This is a genomic window from Ignavibacteriota bacterium (assembly GCA_016707525.1).
Lineage (GTDB): Bacteria > Bacteroidota > Ignavibacteria > UBA10030 > UBA6906 > JAGDMK01.
The window spans coordinates 539322-557486 of sequence record JADJHP010000004.1 but is presented as its reverse complement, the minus strand read 5'-3'; the positions used below and the strand labels follow the sequence as shown (position 1 = coordinate 557486).

General features: G+C 61.4%; 17 protein-coding genes, 1 other RNA gene and 2 pseudogenes. 3 read left to right on the top strand and 17 right to left on the bottom strand.

Annotation, left to right across the window (positions count from 1 at the left end):
- Positions 1-1956: S8 family peptidase (locus tag IPI01_10335; protein ID MBK7258181.1), on the top strand; the 1956-nt coding region annotated here is incomplete at its 5' end.
- Positions 1957-2069: 113 nt separating this feature from the next.
- Here IPI01_10335 and IPI01_10330 read toward each other — a convergent pair.
- The 17 genes and pseudogenes from IPI01_10330 to IPI01_10250 form a co-directional block, all read right to left on the bottom strand.
- Positions 2070-2672: pseudogene (locus IPI01_10330) on the bottom strand (DNA-3-methyladenine glycosylase).
- 1 nt (position 2673) lies between these two features.
- Positions 2674-2910 carry a helix-turn-helix domain-containing protein gene (locus IPI01_10325; protein ID MBK7258180.1) on the bottom strand — a complete coding sequence of 79 codons (237 nt, stop codon included), beginning with the start codon at positions 2908-2910 and terminating at the stop codon, positions 2674-2676.
- A 153-nt stretch (positions 2911-3063) separates the two neighbouring features.
- Positions 3064-4053, bottom strand: a complete 990-nt coding sequence (locus tag IPI01_10320; GenBank protein MBK7258179.1) for a sigma-54-dependent Fis family transcriptional regulator — start codon at positions 4051-4053, stop codon at positions 3064-3066.
- 178 nt (positions 4054-4231) lie between these two features.
- On the bottom strand, positions 4232-4375 hold the full coding sequence (locus tag IPI01_10315) for a hypothetical protein (protein MBK7258178.1): 144 nt from the start codon (positions 4373-4375) through the stop codon (positions 4232-4234).
- A gap of 188 nt (positions 4376-4563) precedes the next feature.
- Positions 4564-5430, bottom strand: a complete 867-nt coding sequence (locus IPI01_10310) for a DUF3078 domain-containing protein (GenBank protein MBK7258177.1) — start codon at positions 5428-5430, stop codon at positions 4564-4566.
- Positions 5431-5486: 56 nt separating this feature from the next.
- Positions 5487-5889, bottom strand: a pseudogene (gene mscL, locus IPI01_10305) (large-conductance mechanosensitive channel protein MscL).
- 210 nt (positions 5890-6099) lie between these two features.
- Positions 6100-7599 (bottom strand): aldehyde dehydrogenase family protein, encoded by a 1500-nt coding sequence (locus IPI01_10300; protein ID MBK7258176.1) that lies wholly within the window; start codon positions 7597-7599, stop codon positions 6100-6102.
- Between the two features lie 12 nt (positions 7600-7611).
- Complete coding sequence (gene ruvB / locus IPI01_10295) at positions 7612-8655, bottom strand: Holliday junction branch migration DNA helicase RuvB (protein ID MBK7258175.1); 1044 nt, start codon at positions 8653-8655, stop codon at positions 7612-7614.
- A 98-nt stretch (positions 8656-8753) separates the two neighbouring features.
- Positions 8754-9356, bottom strand: coding sequence for a Holliday junction branch migration protein RuvA (ruvA, locus tag IPI01_10290; GenBank protein ID MBK7258174.1), 603 nt, complete (start codon positions 9354-9356; stop codon positions 8754-8756).
- Positions 9353-9934 carry a crossover junction endodeoxyribonuclease RuvC gene (ruvC, locus tag IPI01_10285; GenBank protein MBK7258173.1) on the bottom strand — a complete coding sequence of 194 codons (582 nt, stop codon included), beginning with the start codon at positions 9932-9934 and terminating at the stop codon, positions 9353-9355. The genes ruvA and ruvC overlap by 4 nt, the downstream gene beginning before the upstream one ends.
- Positions 9915-10676, bottom strand: a complete 762-nt coding sequence (locus IPI01_10280; protein MBK7258172.1) for a YebC/PmpR family DNA-binding transcriptional regulator — start codon at positions 10674-10676, stop codon at positions 9915-9917. The genes ruvC and IPI01_10280 overlap by 20 nt, the downstream gene beginning before the upstream one ends.
- Before the next feature lie 10 nt (positions 10677-10686).
- On the bottom strand, positions 10687-12435 hold the full coding sequence (gene recJ / locus IPI01_10275; protein ID MBK7258171.1) for a single-stranded-DNA-specific exonuclease RecJ: 1749 nt from the start codon (positions 12433-12435) through the stop codon (positions 10687-10689).
- Between the two features lie 44 nt (positions 12436-12479).
- Positions 12480-12906: RNase P RNA component class A (rnpB, locus tag IPI01_10270), an RNA gene on the bottom strand.
- Between the two features lie 33 nt (positions 12907-12939).
- Complete coding sequence (locus IPI01_10265; GenBank protein MBK7258170.1) at positions 12940-13392, bottom strand: ribonuclease HI family protein; 453 nt, start codon at positions 13390-13392, stop codon at positions 12940-12942.
- The gene (locus IPI01_10260) at positions 13389-14129 is read right to left on the bottom strand and encodes a hypothetical protein (protein MBK7258169.1); all 741 of its coding nucleotides are present in this window, start codon (positions 14127-14129) and stop codon (positions 13389-13391) included. The genes IPI01_10265 and IPI01_10260 overlap by 4 nt, the downstream gene beginning before the upstream one ends.
- A gap of 23 nt (positions 14130-14152) precedes the next feature.
- Positions 14153-15262, bottom strand: a complete 1110-nt coding sequence (locus IPI01_10255) for a Nif3-like dinuclear metal center hexameric protein (GenBank protein MBK7258168.1) — start codon at positions 15260-15262, stop codon at positions 14153-14155.
- A gap of 213 nt (positions 15263-15475) precedes the next feature.
- Complete coding sequence (locus IPI01_10250) at positions 15476-16156, bottom strand: response regulator (protein MBK7258167.1); 681 nt, start codon at positions 16154-16156, stop codon at positions 15476-15478.
- A gap of 172 nt (positions 16157-16328) precedes the next feature.
- Here IPI01_10250 and IPI01_10245 point away from each other — a divergent pair, with 172 nt between their 5' ends.
- Together IPI01_10245 and IPI01_10240 are read left to right on the top strand one after the other, a co-directional pair.
- Positions 16329-16697 carry a response regulator gene (locus IPI01_10245; GenBank protein MBK7258166.1) on the top strand — a complete coding sequence of 123 codons (369 nt, stop codon included), beginning with the start codon at positions 16329-16331 and terminating at the stop codon, positions 16695-16697.
- A gap of 44 nt (positions 16698-16741) precedes the next feature.
- Positions 16742-18127: a sigma-54-dependent Fis family transcriptional regulator gene (locus tag IPI01_10240; GenBank protein MBK7258165.1), complete on the top strand. Its 1386-nt coding sequence runs from the start codon at positions 16742-16744 to the stop codon at positions 18125-18127.
- Positions 18128-18165: the final 38 nt, after the last annotated feature.

Genomic DNA, 18165 nt, shown 5'->3' with positions numbered 1-18165 from the left:
GCGGATATCATCTTCATCAAGGGCGGGAACAACTCCTTCTCAGAGTCGCGCATGATCGATGGGATGACCTACGTCCATAACAAGGCCTCGGCGCTTGGAAAGCCCGTGGTCATCAACTACAGCATCGGTGGCCACTACGGACCGCACGACGGCACACGCACCTACGAGACGGCGATGAACTCCTTTGTTGCCACCCCGGGGCGGATCGTCGTGGTGTCCGCAGGCAATGATGGGAACGGGAGCATCCATGTGGGCGGGAGCCTCGCCGGTGGCGCAACCGTGACCTTCACCTTCACGGTGCCAACGTACACGCCGACGGCGGGGACCGGCAATGATGAGTTCTTCTTCGATCTCTGGATGGGCTCGAACACGGCGGTGACAGCAACCGTGACATCACCGACCGGCGTGGAGTTCATGCGGGCGGCCGGCGAAACCGGGGACAGCCCGGTAACAACGGATGGAACGATCACGCTCTGGAATTACATCAGCACCCTCAACACCAAACGCAATGTGCAGTGCTGGGTGCATGATGCGACCGCCGCAACGCCGGCGCGCGGTTCCTGGACACTGTCCATCACGAATACCACGGCGTCGGCCCAGTCCTACGATGGATGGCTTTCGTCTCGTTCGGTCGGCGGATCGGCTGTCTCCGTTGTGGGAGGGGACAATGTGAAGACCGTGAGCATGCCGGGTACGTCGGCCGGCGCGATCACGGTGGCTTCGTGGGTCACCCGCTGGGGCTGGCCAGCCTATACCGGGTCGAACCGGGTGTACAGCGGTACGGACCGGACCTCGAACATCTCAAGTTTCAGCAGCATCGGGCCGACACGTGACGGCAGGGAGAAACCGGATCTTGCGGCACCGGGCCAGGGGATCATCTCCGTGCTCTCCACATCCGCTGACACCGCCGGCCAATCAGCCTACATCGTGCCAGGGCAGAAGCATTGGGTGATGCAGGGGACCAGCATGGCTGCGCCTCACGTGACCGGTGCGGCGGCGCTGTTGCTGCAGCATTCGCCATCGCTGACGGCTGTCCAAGCCAGGGCCGTGCTGACCGCCACCGCGGATGTGGATGGATCCACCGGCTCGACGTGGAATGCAACGTGGGGGTATGGCAAGATGGATCTTCTCGAAGCGCTGGCCCGGCAGCATACGCCGGGAGCGGCGATCACGCGAAAGACCTTTTCCTATGATGCCGCAACCATCAATGCGACGCTGGCCCTGACCGGGAGCGGCAAGCTCGCGGTACGTTTCACGCCGGATGTCACGGGCCGTCTCACCGCTGTGGTGGTCAATGCGACAACGATCAACAACCGGCCGATCATCGGGAACGGGCCTCTCCGGTGTGAAGTCTTCACGAACAGCGGCGGGAATCCGGGTACCAAACTCGGAACAACGGTACAGCATCCCCTGCAGATGCTGAACGCCGGGACCCCCAACTATGTACAGATGCTCGGCACCGGCGTGTCCGTGACCGGCGGCACGGACTACTTCATCGTGCTCTCGCAGACGAATGCGACGGACACCCTCATCGTGCGAACGGATACGGTCACCTCGGCGACGAGGTCGCGCGTCTGGAACGGGTCGGCATGGACGGGGCTTGCAGCGAACATCCGCATGGGGATGATGGTCGCGTATGGAAGTGGCGTAAGCGCCGTGGGGGAGGATGGCGGTGCAGCGGGCGATGTGCCGGGAACGTATTCCCTCGATCAGAACTATCCGAATCCATTCAATCCTTCCACGACCATTCGCTTTGCGGTGCCCGTGGCCACGCATGCGGTGTTGACGATCTATGACATCCTGGGGCAGCGGGTGGCAACGCTGGTGGATGACGAGATCGAAGCCGGCACGCATGCGGTGCAATGGAGCCCGGAGGGGTTGGCGAGTGGGGTGTACCTCTATCGAATGGAGGCAGGAAGCTATTCTGCCGGTAAGAAGTTGGTCCTGTTGAAGTAGGACGTTCGGCGTGGGGGCGGTGCATGCACCGCCCCTACAAGGTTTCGGACGTACCCATCAGGCACCACCCCTACAAAGTATCCGGCGTACCGGTCACGTACCTCCCCAACGCACTATGAGCCGTCTGCAGGCCGTGACAGGAACCGGCTCCCCTCCACACAGAACCTCCACGGCTTTTCTTTCCCCGTGTGATCCCGATACGCGGCGATGTGATGATACTGCGCGAAGGAACCGTGAGGCCCCGGTCTTCGATCCAGATCCGGTCGCCACACAGGTCCGTCCCATTGTCGTCACGCCCGATCTTCATGGCCTGGCAGAGTTTTGCCGGGCCACTGAGAAGTGTTGCCCTCTCCGACGCAGGGCGTGAACGGTGCCTTGCCATCGCAGAGACGCCATCACACGGTTCAAGAGCGCGCAGAAGCACCGCGCTGCCACTCCCCTCGCGCCCCGTCACGACGTTTGCACAAAAGTGCATCCCGTACGTAAAGTACACGTACAGGATCCCTCCCCCGAGGAACATCACCTGGTTCCGTTGGGTCGGGCCCCGGAATGCATGGCTTGCAGGATCGTCTGCGCCGTTGTATGCTTCGACCTCGACGATCATGCCGGACATGACCGTATGGCCGCGACCGGCGGACGAGGACCTTTCCGAGCAATTGCCGGGCGACGGTGTTCACCGGGCGGGCGTAGAAGGAACGGGGAAGGGGGTGTGCGATTTCACCGGTCGACCGGAATCCCGTATCTCTTCATGAGGCGGTAGAAGGTGGCACGGCCGACGCCGAGTTGCCGGGCAGCGTGGAGAATGTTCCCGCCGGTCACCTTGAGGGCGTGCCGGATCGCCTCCTCCCGAAGCCGTTCAAGCGGGACGATCGCACCGGTGTCGTCGAAGAGGTGGGCGAGTCGTCCTCTGGTGCTCCCCCTGTCGAACGACCGCAGGCTCACGGGGGAGATCATTCTCGGTGACCATCGCCCCCGGACAGGAGTACGCCGTGTTCGATCGCATTCTCCAGTTCACGGATGTTCCCGGGCCAGGGGTACTGGTAGATCATGCGGAGTGCGGAGCGGGAGAATGCGGATACCGTCTTTCCTGTTTCGTCGCCTGCGCCTTCAGGAAATGCTCGGCGAGGAGGAGGACGTCGAACGGCGCTCGCGCAGTGCCGGGAGGTGGATGGGGAAGGAGGAGATGCGATAGTAGAGATCCTCCCGGAACTGCTTCTCGCGTACCGCGCGCCGGAGTTCGCGGTTGGTCGCGGACACGATGCGGACATCCACACGGACCGTTGCGGCGCCGCCGACCCGGTCGAATTCGCGCTGCTGGATCACACGCAGCAGCTTCGCCTGCAGCGCCATGTCCATTTCTCCGATCTCGTCAAGAAAGATCGTCCCTGTATGCGCGAGTTCGAACTTCCCGATCTTCCGGCCGATGGCTCCTGTGAACGCGCCTTTCTCGTGCCCGAATATCTCACTCTCGAGGAGCTCGCGGGGGATCGAAGCGCAATTCACCACGACGAAGGGCCCTTCCTTGCGGCGGCCGTTGAAATGCAGGGCCCGGGCGATGAGCTCTTTCCCCGTGCCGCTTTCACCTTGGATGAGCACTGCGATATCACTGTCGCTTGCCCGCTGCACGTGGGCAAGCACATCCTGCATCCTGCCGTCGTGTGTGACGATGTTCGCGAAGTTGCCCGACGCGGCGACGGATTCCCGGAGCCGGATCACCTCGCGTGACAGTGATCGGACGTGCAATGCGGCGCGGACACTTGCTTCCAGCCGGCTGATGTCGGGAGGTTTGGTGAGATAGTCGTGCGCGCCGAGCTTCCACGTGCTGACGGCGACCTCGACGCTCTCCTGGGCCGACAGCATGATCACCGGAAGTTCCGGATCGGCCTTTCGCACCTGCCGCAAGGCTTCCACACCGCCGATCCCCGGCAGGCCGATGTCCATGAGAATGAGGTCGGGAGACTCGTCGAGTGCGGCAAGGCAACTCTCTGCATCGGGGAATGTGCGGGCCGTATGGCCCCAGGACGCTGTCACATGGCGTTCGAGCAACTGCCGGAGAAGAGGCTCGTCGTCGACGATGAAGATGCGGTGTGATGACATGATGGGTAAGATCGAAAAGGCGGGGGAGAATCACAAGCCGGAGGGTGTCAAAAAATCAGAACCGGGAGTCTGTCTTGCTCTTCCGAAGGACCTCGCACGTCCCGGAAGTGGGGGAGGCAATAGGACGACAGACACCGGTTCTGAGCTCGTGCAGCTGTACCGATACGGGAAGAATGGATCAGAACTTCGAATGCTGGAGAACCTTTGCCGCAAGCGCGATCGCACCGAAGACCGTGGTAGCGCTCAGAAGCATGCCGAACGCCATGCTCCACTTCGATGTCACTTTGAATGTCCAGGCCAGCGTGTATGCGAGATCTTTCATTTCCATTCTCCTTGATCAATTCTTGTCTGTATTAATGCAAGGCGTGTGCCATTCGAAACAATGTGAAAATGGCCTGGAAATGGCATTTCTCTGGATTGGTGTGTCTCATTGTGATACAACTGTATCAAAATGAAACAAAAAAGGGGTGTCCGTTAGGACACCCCCTTGAGGGGAGGAAGCTGGTTGGATCAAAGGAACGTGTAGCTCAGACCCATGGCGAGGGTCTCTTTGATCTGGGTACGCGGGCTGACCGCCCGCTCGTTCAGGAGCTGAACGTTCAGCATGACGGTGATGTACTTGCTCACCTTCGCGGCGAGGGTATTGTCGCTGCGCAGGATCACCTGATCGAGATGCTTGAACGTGGAGAAGAGCTCCAGCTTGGACGAGAATGACACCTGCTCGTCGAGCTTCAGCGTCAGTTCGGAAACGGATTCCAGGCCGCCATTGATGCTGGAGTGCTCGATCTCCGTCAGCGTCTCGGGATCATCGGCGTAGCCGAACTTCGAGGAAAGCACTTCACGAAGTCCGAGACCGAAACGGGTCTTGAACTCGGCGACCGGCTGGTACACCACGCCCGCGCTCTGGGTCATGAAGGCGGGGTCGAAGAACTGGGAGACCTGCACTTCAGGGCCGGTGGAGGGATACTTGTACCCCGGGGCGAACTGGGTTTTCAGTGTGGCCGCGGCATACGGGTTCCAATGTTCCGACATCTTGTATGTGAGCATGCTCTCCAGGTCGATCCGGTCGTCCGTTTTGCGGATCCCCTGATCGCCCAGGCGGGTCTGGCCGAATCCGAACTTATAGGAATTCGCCCAGCTGGTATGCGGCTGCTCGAGCGTACTCTTGCCGTCGAGCGCGAGGCCCCAGGCGAGGGCATTCTCACCGCCCTGGGCCCAATCCGTGAATGCTACCTGGGTCGCCGTGAGCGTACCGATCACGGAGTGCGTCCAGCCGTACACCGGCCCTTTGGCGGTATCGGTCTGCGCAGCACCCGGAACGGCGAGAGCGACGATGAGTGTGATCACGGCAAGCATCTGTATGGAACGGTTACGCATGAGTATTGTCCTTTGTCATGTGTTGGGTGTATCCTGAAAGGGGCAGCGAGGGTCGATCAGCGCTTGCCGGCCTTCAGCAGATCGCGGATCTCTTCGAGCAGGACCTCCTGCTTCGGGGGTGCTGCAGGCGCTGCCGGTGCTTCCTCTTCCTTCTTCTTTGAGCGTGTTGAGTGCGCGGATCAGGAGGAAGATGGCGAATGCCACGATGATGAAATCGATGATGGCGTTCACGAACACCCCGTACTTCATGATCACGGCCGGTGCATCGGCCGTCGCCGCACGCAGCGTGATCCCCAGTCCGCTGAAGTCCACGCCGCCGACGATGAGGCCGATGGGGGGCATCAGGACATCGCTCACGAGTGAGGAGACGATCTTGCCGAACGCGGCACCGATGATGATACCGACGGCCATGTCTGCCACATTCCCGCGCATGGCGAATGCTTTGAACTCCTTGATCATGGACATAGTGATGGATCCTTTCTGGATGAGTGGTTGGTTGGTGTCACACGTTCGTTTGTTCTCCGGTCAGCGGACCGGCATGCATCCATGCATGTCACGGTGGGATCGCACGGTCGTGCGTGGTACTGCAGACCTGGTCGACCCCCGCCCACGTCGCCCCGCAGGTACCAGGAACAGCAGCGGCGACGTCCCCGTATCCCAGCCTCTCTCTTACATTCCCCGCTCCCGGGCGAACTGCCGGGCAAGCCTGTCCACATCCTCAGCGCTGAGGGCCGTACCGTAGATCATCCCGTCGCTCGTCACCGCATGCGCCTGATTCCCGTGTTCGGGCGTGGACACTGCAGACGAGGATCCGGGAGGGTTGATCGGCCGCGTCTCAAACGCCAGTTTCTTCACATTCATCAGATGCCGGGCGGTCACGTTCTCGGAGATGATCGAACCGCCCCAGGTGCCGGGCCCGAGCGTCAATGATGGATCAAGGCCATTGGTGTAGCCCACAGCACCGAGTGCGGACTGGGTGTTCACCAGGATCCTGAATGCCGGCTTCTCCATCGCGAACTTCATGATGATGTCGTTGTCGCGCGAGTGGATCGACAAGGTATGGCCGATGCCGCCGAATTCCAGGAGCTCATTGCACCGGTGGCAGGCAGCACGCCATCCATCCACGGTATACATCGAGAGGACGGGCGACAGTTTCTCCCGCGAAAGGGGGTAGGGTTTCCCGACGCCTTCGAGTTCGGCGATGAGAACCGAGACGTTCTCGGGGACGCTGATCCCTGCCGCCCGGGCGATGAACAGCGGGGAACGCCCCACCATCGCCGGGTTGAGGGCACCGCGTGCGTCGAACATCAGGCGCGAGAGCTTCTCGAGATCCTCGCCCACAACGAAATGCGCATTGCGGCGGAGGCAGGCATCCACGACCTGCGTCTTGACCGGGGCATCGCACACCAGGGCGGATTCGGTGGAGCAGAGCACGCCATAGTCGAATTGCTTTCCGGAGAGGATGTCCGCAACCGCCTTGTCGGTATCAGCCGTCCGCTCGATGAACGCCGGCACGTTGCCGGCGCCCACGCCATACGCTGGCCTGCCGGAACTGTACGCGGCGCGCACCATGGCATTGCTGCCGGTGGCAAGAATGATCGATGTCAGCTTGTGGCGCATCAGCTCCGCGGTGCCTTCCTGCGTCGGCACGCCCAGGCAGGCCATCAGCGCGCGGGGCGCCCCGGCGCGTTCGGCGGCATCACGCAGAACGTTCATCGCTTCGCGCGTGCAGCGCATGGCTTTGGGGTGCGGACTGGCAATGATGGCATTGCGGGCTTTGACCGAGATCAGCGCCTTGAACATCACGGTCGAGGTCGGATTGGTCGAGGGGATCAGCGCCGCAACGATCCCCATCGGTTCGGCGATGTGGATAAGCTTTCGCTCGCGATCCTCGTGGATCACTCCTACGGTCTTCAATGCCGCGATGGATTCCCACACGCGCTGGGTGGCAAAGAGATTCTTCTTCTCCTTGTCCTCAGGCTTCCCGAACCCCGTCTCCTCTGTCGCCATTCTGCCGAGGCGTGCAGCCTCCGCAGCTCCTGCGGCAGCCATCGCTGCGCAGATGCGGTCCACCTGCTCCTGCGTAAAGGAGCGGAACTGCAGCTGCGCCTCATGGGCCGCGTGCAGCGCGTCGCGCACTTCCTGGATCGACTGCAGATCAGTATCCATGGTCTCCTGCCTTCAGGAAAAGAGGGCCGACTGCTGGCCGCCCCGCCGTTTGAGGCCGAAATGTTTGTACGCCAATGACGTTGCTTCCCGGCCGCGGGGGGTACGCTTCACGAACCCTTCCTGGATCAGATACGGCTCATACACTTCTTCAATGGTGCCGGGCTCCTCGCCGACGGCGACAGCGAGGGTGTTCAGCCCGACCGGCCCGCCCTCGTATTTCTCAAGGATGCACAGCAGGATGCGCTTGTCCATGTCATCCAGGCCGTGCTCATCCACCTCCAATGCCCGCAGGGAATGGTCCGCGACCGCGCGGGAGATCGTCCCCTGATGATGGGCAAGCGCAGGATCGGCCTGCGCGAAATCTCTGCACCGGCGCAGGAGCCGGTTCGCGATGCGCGGTGTCCCGCGCGATCTGTGCGATATCTCTTCAGCGCCTTCGCGGTCGATCTTGACGTCCAGGAGTCGCGCCGACCGCTGGATGATCGTGAACAGCGTCTCCCCGGTGTAATAGTCCAACCGGTTGCTCACCCCGAATCGTGCACGGAGCGGCGCCGTCAGAAGTCCTGCCCGTGTCGTTGCCCCGATCAATGTGAAGCGCGGGAGCGACAGCTGAATGCTCCGTGCGTTCGGCCCGGCATCGATCATGATATCCAGCCGGTAATCCTCCATCGCCGAGTATAAATATTCTTCAACGACCGGATTCAAACGGTGGATCTCGTCGATGAACAGGACCTCGCCTTCCACCAGATTCGTCAGCAATCCGGCCAGATCGCCGGGCTTGTCGAGGACCGGCCCGGATGTACTCTTCAATCCTGCTCCCATCTCATTGGCGATGATATGGGCCAGTGTGGTCTTGCCAAGGCCCGGGGGACCGGTCAAAAGGACATGATCCAACGGCTCCCGGCGTTTCCTTGCCGCGGCAATGAACACGCGGAGGTTATCGACGATCTTCTGCTGTCCGTGGAAATCGGCGAACGAGAGAGGCCGGAGGGCCTGATCGAGTTCGCGGTCGGTTTCCGCCGGCTCAGGATTGGTTGTATCCGATTTCCGCTTCACTGTGTCCGAAAACGAGGGAGAAAAGTACGCTGGTGGCAACTCGTAAGGTACTGCAATGAGGGGAGAATATCAACGCGTGGCGCGCCCGTGAGGCCCCATCAGCCTGCCGCATGCCGCAAGGCGGCCTTGAGCAGCCCTTCAAGGGTTCCATCTGCCGCTCCTGGCTCGCCTGAGGCCGCACGCACGGCCTTCTCAGCGACCGGACGAGAATACCCGAGCGATGTGAGAGCGAGAATGGCCTCACCGTGGACCGAACTCCGGGCATCCCCGGGTGTCGTAAAGGCCCCCGAGTGTTCTGCACGGCCGATCTTCTCCCGGAGCTCCAGGACGAGCCGTTCTGCGAGCTTTCGCCCGATCCCGGGGATGGCCGTTAACGCGCCCGTGTTCCCGGATGCGATATGCGAACGGAGGTCGCCGGCAGGGATGCCCGAGAGGATGCCAAGACCCATCCGGGGTCCGATGCCGTTCACCGAGACGAGCAGGCGGAAGAGTGTCCGTTCATCTTCGGTCGCGAATCCGTAGAGCTGGAGTGCATCTTCACGGACATGGAGATGGGTGAGGAGCGTGACGGCGGACCCGGGCGCACCGAGTTTCTCGAACGTGGAAAGTGGGATGCTCACACCGTATCCGACCCCACCGACATCGATGCTGGCTTCGGTGGGGGACTTCGAGGCCAGGGTACCTTTCAGGAATGAGATCATCGGCGGACGCGCTCCGGGTGTGCTGCGATGTATGCTTTCCAATCGGTGTGCCGGCTCGCCGCAGAGGGCTTCCGGCTCAGATGACAGATCGCTGTGGCAATGGCATCGGACGCGTCGAGTTTCATGGAAGCGGGACGGGGATGAAGCATCGCCCGCACCATATATTGCACCTGATCCTTGGATGCATTGCCATTGCCGGTCACTGCCTTCTTGATCTCGCGGGGCGCATACTCGGCCAGGGGCAGATCGTGGAGCACGGCGGCCAGGATGCTGACCCCGCGCGCCTGTCCAAGTTTGAGTGCGGATTGTGCGTTCTTGCCATAGAACGCGGTTTCGATCGCGACCTCGTGGGGATGATGCCGCGCAATGATCCCGAGCAGGCCCGTGTAGATGGCACCCAATCGCGCCGGGAGGGGGGTGTCCCGGCGGTTGAGTATCGTTCCGGAGGCAAGAAGTTGGAATGACGACCCGGAAGCGGCGACCACACCGTACCCGGTGATGAGCGTTCCGGGATCGATCCCGAGAACGATCGTTCCTCCCCCGTCCGGAGCCCGCCTGTCAGCTATTGAACGAGGCAAGTTCCTTGTCGTCGATGTCGAAGTTCGAGTACACGTTCTGCACGTCGTCGTGCTCTTCGAGCGTGTTCATCAGCTTCATCACGTTCTCGGCGTCCTTGCCGGTGACCTTGACCGTGTTCCCCGGGACCATCTGCAGGGAAGCGGACTCGACGGCGATGCCCTTGTCCTCGAGCGCCTTCTTCACCGGTTCGAATGCCTGGGGAGACGTTACGATGCTGAAGGTGCCGTCGGTCTCGGCCTGCATGTCATCCGCGCCTGCCTCGAGAATGATCGAGAGAAGATCGTCCTCGGACAGCGGGGTCTTCTGGCTTGCGGCAACGAGGATGCTGCCCTTCTTCTGGAACATCCATGCGACGCTGCCGGCCTGTCCGAGGTTGCCGTTGTTGCGCGAGAACGCGTGGCGGATCTCGGACACGGCACGATTGGCATTGTCGGTGACGACCTCCACGAGGATCGCCACGCCAGCGGCGCCGTATCCTTCGTACGTGATCTCTTCATAGGACACGCCCGGGAGTTCCCCCGTGCCCTTCTGGATCCCCCGCTTGATATTGTCGGCAGGCATGTTGGCGGCCTTCGCGGTCTGGATCGCCAGCCGCAGGCGGGGGTTCCCATTCGGATCGCCTCCGCCGTTGCGGGCGGCGATCGTGATCTCCTTGATCAGGCGGGTGAACAGATTACCGCGGGCGGAATCCGTGGCCGCTTTTTTCCTCTTGATCGTCGCCCATTTTGAATGGCCTGACATGGTGTGCTCCTTATCGTAGGTCTTTGATTTTCAGCTGGGGTACCGGGTCGGCCGGCCTGCTGGCCCCCGGGGATGTCCACTCGTTCTCCTCAACGGTATACACGCAGTCGAGGTCCCTCCGTCCGACGGGCACCCGCTGCAGCATCTCGCCGAGTCCAAAACCGATGGCATCGAAACTGACGCCGTTCTGCCGCACGCGGAACCGCAGGTGATTGCGCCCGACGATGCGTGGTGTACCGGCCACCTCGAGGTTTCGCGTCAGGAATGTCGGCCGTGTGTTCTGCGGGCCGAAGGGTGCGAACTCGCGGAGGATCTTGATGAAGCGCGGCGTGATGTCCGTCAGCGCCAGCTCCATGTCGATACGGATCTCCGGGGTCTTCAGCTCCTCGCTCATCAGGTCCTTTACCGCGGCCTTGAATGCCGTCTGGAACTCTTCCAGGCGCTCCAGGTCCACCGTGAGCCCGGCGGCGTACTTGTGTCCACCGAACTGGAGGATCTTATCCTCGCAACGCTTCAATGCTTCATAGATGTCGAACCCGGACACGCTGCGGGCCGAACCCTTGGCCACGCCGTCCACGGTCGCCATCATGATGGATGGCTTGTAGTACCGTTCGACCATGCGGGAAGCGACGATGCCTACGACGCCCGGATGCCAGTGTTCCTGGTGGAGGACGATCGCCGGATCGGCTTCAACATCGAAGCAGTTCTCCACGAGTTGCTGGGCATCGGCGAAGGTGTCTTCATCGATCTTTCGCCTGTTGCGGTTCTCTTCTTCGAGGACCTGGGCGAGCCCGCGTGCTTCCTCAGGTGTGGTGCTCGTGAGGAGTCGGACGGCACGCGTTGCATCGCCGAGCCGCCCCGCGGCGTTGATGCGCGGCGCGAGGGCGAAGACGATCTGTCCTGTGGTGATATGCCCGGTCTTCAGCCCCGCACTGTCGATGAGCGCTTTGATCCCCGGGCGTGGCGCGGTGTTGATCGCCTGCAGACCGAGTTTGACGAGGATCCGGTTCTCTCCCACAAGCGGGACGATGTCCGCCGTGCTGGCGAGGGTGACGAAATCCAGGTAATCCCGGATCATCTCCTCTTTCCCGATCTTGCGGGCGATACCCTGGATGAACTTGAGTCCGACGCCGCATCCGCTCAGTGATTTGAAAGGGTAGGGGTCGCCGGGCTTGATCGGATCCAGGACTGCGATGGCATCCGGGAGGACGGATCCGGCCTCGTGGTGGTCGCAGATGATGACGTCGAGGCCGCGTTCGTTCGCATACGATACCTGCTCGACCGCCGTGATGCCGCAGTCGATGGCGATGAAAACATTCACGCCATGCTCGAGGGCGAAGTCGATCCCGGAATGGGAGATGCCATACCCTTCCCTGATGCGGTCGGGCACGTAGAATTGGACCGTTGCGCCCAGTTGCTGGAGGAAGAGGTATAGCATCGCGGCACCGTTGGTGCCGTCCACGTCGTAATCGCCGAAGACGGTGAAAGATTCGCCGGCCTCGATGCCGCGCAGCACGCGGTCGACCGCCGTTGCCATGCCATCCAGGATGAACGGGTCGTGCAGCAGGGCGAGATCGGGGCGGAAATATGCCTTCGCCTTGTCGTAGTCGTCGATCCCGCGATAGATCAGGATCTTGGCTATGGAATCCGGGACATTAATGTCCCGGGCCAGGGAGGCCACAAGCCCTGCATCCGGAGGATCTGCGAGTATCCACCGGTGCTCCCTTACGGTTGTCCGCACAAGGAACTCCACTTCCATTGGCCATGCGTCCGCGCTGGCCGCCAACGCGGCAAACGCGAAAACATGGTTGCAGGTCTGTAAGCCGAATTCTGTCTTCTCCGTCCTTGCGAACGGAGGAGGCAGCCATTTCTCTGGGCGGCGGATTGCTCCGACGCTCGTGCGGCCTACCCGAGAGTTCGATCCCGCCGTAGGCGGAACGCGAAGCGAGCAGCTTCTTCTCCCATATTTGGCCTTGCTCCGGGGGGGTTTGTCGTGCCCCCGGGATCACTCCCGGGGCGGTGAGCTCTTACCTCGCCTTTTCACCCTTACCTCGCGGCCCGGGCCCCGGACAGGCGGCCGACCCGTGGGGCGGTATGTTCTCTGTGACACTCTCCGTTCCCGCCCGTTTACACGGGCGGGCCCCCCGCTATACGCGGGGCACCCTGCTCTATGGAGTTCGGACTTTCCTCATCCCGCCCGGAGGCGGAACGCGGCTGCCCGACCTGCAATCGTGAATTGTTCGTCTATTATATATATAGTAAATTAACACAATCCGCCCGAGAGAAGCAAAGCCCTCTCCTCAGCCGGGAGGGGTTCTCTCGATTCGATCCCCCGGTTCGCGAGCGCATCTGCATCCTTGTTCTGCTCGCGGGGGACGTACCGTAATACAAATTCATAGGGGGCTGCTTTGCGCAGCCGCTGCACCTCAGCGCAATAGCGCTGGAGCCTGGCATCCTTCACCTTGTAGATGCCGTTCACCTGCCGCACCATCAGCTCACTGTCGGCCTGCACTTCCAACCGCGTACAGGGCACCGTGGCCATCCGCCGGAGCAGGGTGATCAGTGCGGTGTACTCCGCCATGTTGTTCGTGGCCTTCCCGAGGTAGGCGGAGATGGTCAGGACCACGTTCCCCCCGGCGTCGCGCACGATCACGCCGATGCCGCTGTCACCGGGGTTCCCTCGCGATGCGCCGTCCGTCGCGGCGAACAGCGTCATTTCGCCTTCTTCGACAGCTTCACGATCTCGACGACCTCGTCCGAAACGATGATGCGTCCGCACCGTTCACACGTGTACATCTTCTCGTTCGTCCGCAACTCGAGGAGCTTCTGGGGGGGCAGACGGTTGTAGCACCCGCCGCAGGCGCCTTTCTGCACGGGGACGACCGCCATGCCTTTCTTGGCCTTGCGGATGCGTTCGTACGCGGCGAAGTCCGCCTTCGAGATCCGGGCAAGGGCCTTCTCACGCTCATGCTTGTGCTGCAATTCTTCGTCTTCGGTCAGCTTCGACACTTCCGCGAGCGCAGCTGCTTTTTCGGCAAGCTGCTTCTCGATCACTTCCACCTTTTCCTTCAGTTCTTCGCTCTCGGTGCGGGCGGTCGTTGCCTGGATCTCCCACTGGGTCATCTCCTTCTCGAGCCGTGCCACCGCCTCGGTCGCCGCATCCATTTCGCGCGTCAATGCATCGTACTCGCGGTTGGAGCGGACGGCGAACTGCTGCCCCTTGTACTTGTCGAGTTTCTCTCTCAGGGTGACGATCTCGCTGTCGGCGTTGTCGCGCTTACTGAACGACTGGCGCATCGCCTGTTCGGCCGCGGCCTGCCGTGCGCGCATGGCGGCAAGTTCATTCTCCAGTGCTTCGACCTCGAAGGGAAGGTCGCCCTTCTGCTCCTGGAGCGAGTCAAGATCGGTGTCAATGAGCTGTAGAGCAAACAGATATTCGAGTTTGTTTTTCACTGCGTACTCCTCATGAGAATGTGCTACACGTAGACAATGGGTGACGTCCGGATGCGCGATGCCGTGACGCTCACGTCCGGATGATCCCCGCCCAGTGACGAGCGGAGGAAACGTTCGATGGCTCCAACCACAGGAAATTCGGTCTCATAGTGCCCGGCGTCCACGAGGAGGATCGACCCCGCCCCGTCGAGGAAGGCATGATAGTTCAGATCGGACGTGACGAACGCATCGGCTCCGCTGGCGATCGCCTGCCCGAGCATATCCCCGCCGGCACCGCCACAGACCGCAACCGTGCTCACGCGTGAGCGCGGCGCGCCGGCAGTGCGCAGGCCGGGTGCCTTGAGCTGCTTCTTCACGTGACGGAGGAACGCCGCGGCCGTCATGGGCCGGGGCAATCGCCCGCGGGCACCCATCCCTGTCGTGGAACGGGTGCTCTCGAGAGGATAGATGTCGTATGCCACTTCTTCATAGGGATGGCTGTGGCGGAGTGCCGCAACGACCGCCGGAAGGAGATCATCCTCCACCGGCATCTCGAGGCGTATCTCACTCACACGTTCGAGGACCCCTTTGCGCCCGATGGCCGGTGAGGAACGATCATTCCCCTTGAACGTCCCGGTGCCGCGGCTCCGGAACGAGCAATGGCCATAGTTGCCGACGATGCCTCCGCCGGCAGAAGCCATGGCGGCGGCAACGTCATTTGCCGCTTCCTCCGGGACGAACGTGACGATCCTGCGTCCTGCACCACGGCGCTCTGCCAGCGGAACGATGCCGGTCAACCCGAGCGTCTCCGCCAGTGCATGGCTCGTGCCTCCCCGGGCAGCGTCCAGATTCGTGTGGGCTGCGTACAGCGCGCACGAATGTTGGACGAGCGTCGCGATCACGCGGCCGTTCGGAGTGCTGGTATCCAGGCTGCGAAGGGGGCGATACAGTGGGGGATGGTGAGCAACGATCAGGTCAACGTGGCGGCGGGTGGCTTCTGCGGCAACTGCATCGGTGACATCCAGGGTAACGAGGATCCGTCTAACGGGAGCCCCGGGGTCGCCGACCTGGAGCCCGACGTTATCGCGCTCCCACGCAAGCGACCGCGGCGCCCAGGTCTCCAGGAGCCGGGCAACGTCACTTACCCGCAGCATGTTGCCCCCCCCATTGAAAAAAAAGAAACCCGCCGTTGGGCGGGAAAGTCGGATTTGTTAGGACGGGCTGCGCTTTGCAGGAGTTTCAGGTCGCTATGAAGTGTACGCTTCACGTGTGATCGGTAGATGGCGCTTTCTCTGGGTCGTCTCAGCGTCCAAACGCTGTACTAGGACTTCTAATATACGAAGAGATCCGGCCAGATGCAAGCCGGGCTAGAGCTTCGCAAAATCGATCTTTTCGAAGTTCAGGTCGCGAAGCCGGGAGATCTCCCGCTCGACCTCACTGATCTGATCATCGATGGCCGTGACCAGTTTCTTGTCATCCTCCGATAACTCCTGCCGGAGGAGGATGTCGGTGCTGATCTTGATCGCCGCCAGCGGATTGTTGAATTCGTGGCACACGGTGACGACCAGTTCGTGGATGGCGTCGGTCCGTTTCCTTGCGATCAGGTCGGTTTTCGCCTGCGCGGCGATCCTCTGCTTCAGGAGGACCCGTTCCAGGATATTGATGATGGACCGGGGGAGGACCGAATCCACGGCCTCGTCCTTGATGAGGTAGTCTTCCACCCCGAATTTCATCACCTCGATTGCGAGCCGGAAATCCCTGTTCGAGGTGAGGAAAATGATAGGAGTATCGATATTCCTCGCCCTGATCTCGCGGGCAAGCTCGAGCCCGTTCATCTCCGGCAGGTAATAATCGACCACGATCATGTCGAGCGGTGGGTGGGTCTCCAGGAAGGACAGTCCCGTGCTGGGGCTCTGCTTCCAGATGGTCAGGAACCGGCGGCCCTGATACTTGGACAGGAGGTGGCGTGCAACCGCCATGTATCCCGCATCGTCATCGATGAACAGAAGCTGGATGGGGGGGGTCAGGTGAACGGTCTCTGCTGGCATAGTTCTGACCAAGTATAGCATACCGGGAGGAGAATTGCAACGCCCCTTTTTTGGTTGATTTTCTGTTGTTCTTTGTCTATTATCCCCATGAAAGCGGTCAAGTTTACCCGCCTGCGTTCTCTTAACGCGGTGGGCATGGCCGACCTTACCAAACCAGCGGGAGATCCGCCAGATGGCAAAAAAGAGCTCGGTTCTAGTTGTAGATGATGAAGAAGCACTCCGGAGCGTTCTGAGCAGCGAACTCACGAATGAGGGGTATGATGTCCGCACCGCTTCGGATGGAGATGAAGCCATCGTGGAGATCGACAAGTCCAACTTCGATCTCGTGCTGTTGGATATCAAGATGCCGCGGGTGAACGGGTTCGATGTGCTCAAACATATCAAAGAGCGTCGGTCACCGACCAAGGTCGTCATGCTGACCGGGTTTGCGGACCTCAAGAACGCTATTGAATCCAAGAAACTGGGGGCGGACGATTTCGTCAGCAAACCGTACGATCTTGTCGATCTCCTGACGACGATCGAACGTGTGCTGAATGAATAAGGGCCATCACCTCCCACGGCGTCGCGTGTGAACGTGGCGGGACCATGGCTAAGAAGTACAACCTACTTGTCGTTGATGATGAGGTCTCCCTCCGTACCCTTCTGGAAAGTGAGCTTTCGGAAGCGGAGGAGTTCGCCGTTGATTGCGCGGCCGACGGGGGAGAGGCTATCAACCGTATCCAGGGGAAGATCTACGATGTCATCCTCCTCGATGTCCGGATGCCACGTGTCTCGGGCATCGAGGTCCTGAAGTTCGTTCAGGAATATTCTCCCTCCACCCAGGTCATCATCCTCACCAACTACGCGGATATCAAGACCGCGATCCAGACGATCAAGCTCGGCGCCTACGACTTCCTGGCGAAGCCGAACGACATCGAGGAGATCTTCAATACCATTCACCGCGCCCTGGAACGCCGCGCGTTGTCGATCGACAACAAGCTCATGCGCAGTGAGCTCACGCGCAAGGCCGGTACCAATGAACTCATCGGACAGAGTCCGCCGTTCCTGAAGCTCGTGGAGAGTGCCACCCGCTTCGCCGAAAGCGAATCCTTTGTTCTCATCCAGGGGGCGAGCGGCACGGGGAAGGAACTCATCGCCGGGCTCATCCACCGCCGCAGCACACGGAACAACCGACCGTTCGTCGCCGTGAACTGCGCCTCGATCCCGGACGCGCTGCTCGAGAGCGAGCTCTTCGGGCACGAAAAGGGTGCCTTCACGAATGCCTTCCAGACCAAGCAGGGACTCGTGGAGGTTGCGAACGGCGGGACGCTCTTCCTTGACGAGGTCGGCGACATCAGCCCTGCCATCCAACCGAAGCTCCTCCGCTTCCTGGAAACCGGCGAATTCCGCCGCGTCGGCGGGACGAACCTGCTCACCGTCGATGTCCGTGTGGTGAGCGCCTCGAACAAGGACCTCCGGGACGAGGTCGCGGCCGGGCGATTCCGTGAGGACCTGCTGTACCGGCTCAATGTCGTCTCGCTCCGCATGCCCTCGCTCCGCGACAGGCCGGAGGATATCCCGATCCTGGCCTCGTACTTCCTCGAGCGCAAGGCGAAATCCAAGAGCGTGAAGCGCCTCTCGCCGGGTGCCCTCGAACTGCTGCAGATGCACACCTGGCCGGGAAACGTCCGCGAGCTCGAACATGTGATCGAGGGAGCGATCCTGCTTTCCTCGGGCGACGTGATCGAAGAGCACGACCTCGCGATGTACTTCCAGCGCGGCGACCGCCCGTCAGGCCCCGGTACACCGGTGCCCGCACAGGCAGCCGTCACGGCCCCGCCGGTCACGCTCGATGACCTCGAGCGCCGGCACATCGAGAGCACCCTCCAGGCGTTCAAGAACAACCGTGCGCGCACCGCGGAAGCCCTCGGGATCAGCAAAAAGACCCTCTACCTCAAGCTCAAACGCTACGGGATGGGCGATCAGGACTGACGCCGTTGCCTTGATTTTCGCCCCCTTTTTTCGTTCCT

Bases quoted from the DNA above. Each gene is read 5' to 3' on its own strand.
- IPI01_10325 (MBK7258180.1), bottom strand. From the start codon at position 2,910: ATGATCTCCCCCGTGAGCCTGCGGTCGTTCGACAGGGGGAGCACCAGA.
- IPI01_10320 (MBK7258179.1), bottom strand. From the start codon at position 4,053: ATGTCATCACACCGCATCTTCATCGTCGACGACGAGCCTCTTCTCCGG.
- IPI01_10315 (MBK7258178.1), bottom strand. From the start codon at position 4,375: ATGAAAGATCTCGCATACACGCTGGCCTGGACATTCAAAGTGACATCG.
- IPI01_10310 (MBK7258177.1), bottom strand. From the start codon at position 5,430: ATGCGTAACCGTTCCATACAGATGCTTGCCGTGATCACACTCATCGTC.
- IPI01_10300 (MBK7258176.1), bottom strand. From the start codon at position 7,599: ATGGATACTGATCTGCAGTCGATCCAGGAAGTGCGCGACGCGCTGCAC.
- ruvA (MBK7258174.1), bottom strand. From the start codon at position 9,356: ATGATCTCATTCCTGAAAGGTACCCTGGCCTCGAAGTCCCCCACCGAA.
- IPI01_10280 (MBK7258172.1), bottom strand. From the start codon at position 10,676: ATGTCAGGCCATTCAAAATGGGCGACGATCAAGAGGAAAAAAGCGGCC.
- recJ (MBK7258171.1), bottom strand. From the start codon at position 12,435: ATGGAAGTGGAGTTCCTTGTGCGGACAACCGTAAGGGAGCACCGGTGG.
- IPI01_10265 (MBK7258170.1), bottom strand. From the start codon at position 13,392: ATGACGCTGTTCGCCGCGACGGACGGCGCATCGCGAGGGAACCCCGGT.
- IPI01_10255 (MBK7258168.1), bottom strand. From the start codon at position 15,262: ATGCTGCGGGTAAGTGACGTTGCCCGGCTCCTGGAGACCTGGGCGCCG.
- IPI01_10250 (MBK7258167.1), bottom strand. From the start codon at position 16,156: ATGCCAGCAGAGACCGTTCACCTGACCCCCCCCATCCAGCTTCTGTTC.
- IPI01_10245 (MBK7258166.1), top strand. From the start codon at position 16,329: ATGGCAAAAAAGAGCTCGGTTCTAGTTGTAGATGATGAAGAAGCACTC.
- IPI01_10240 (MBK7258165.1), top strand. From the start codon at position 16,742: ATGGCTAAGAAGTACAACCTACTTGTCGTTGATGATGAGGTCTCCCTC.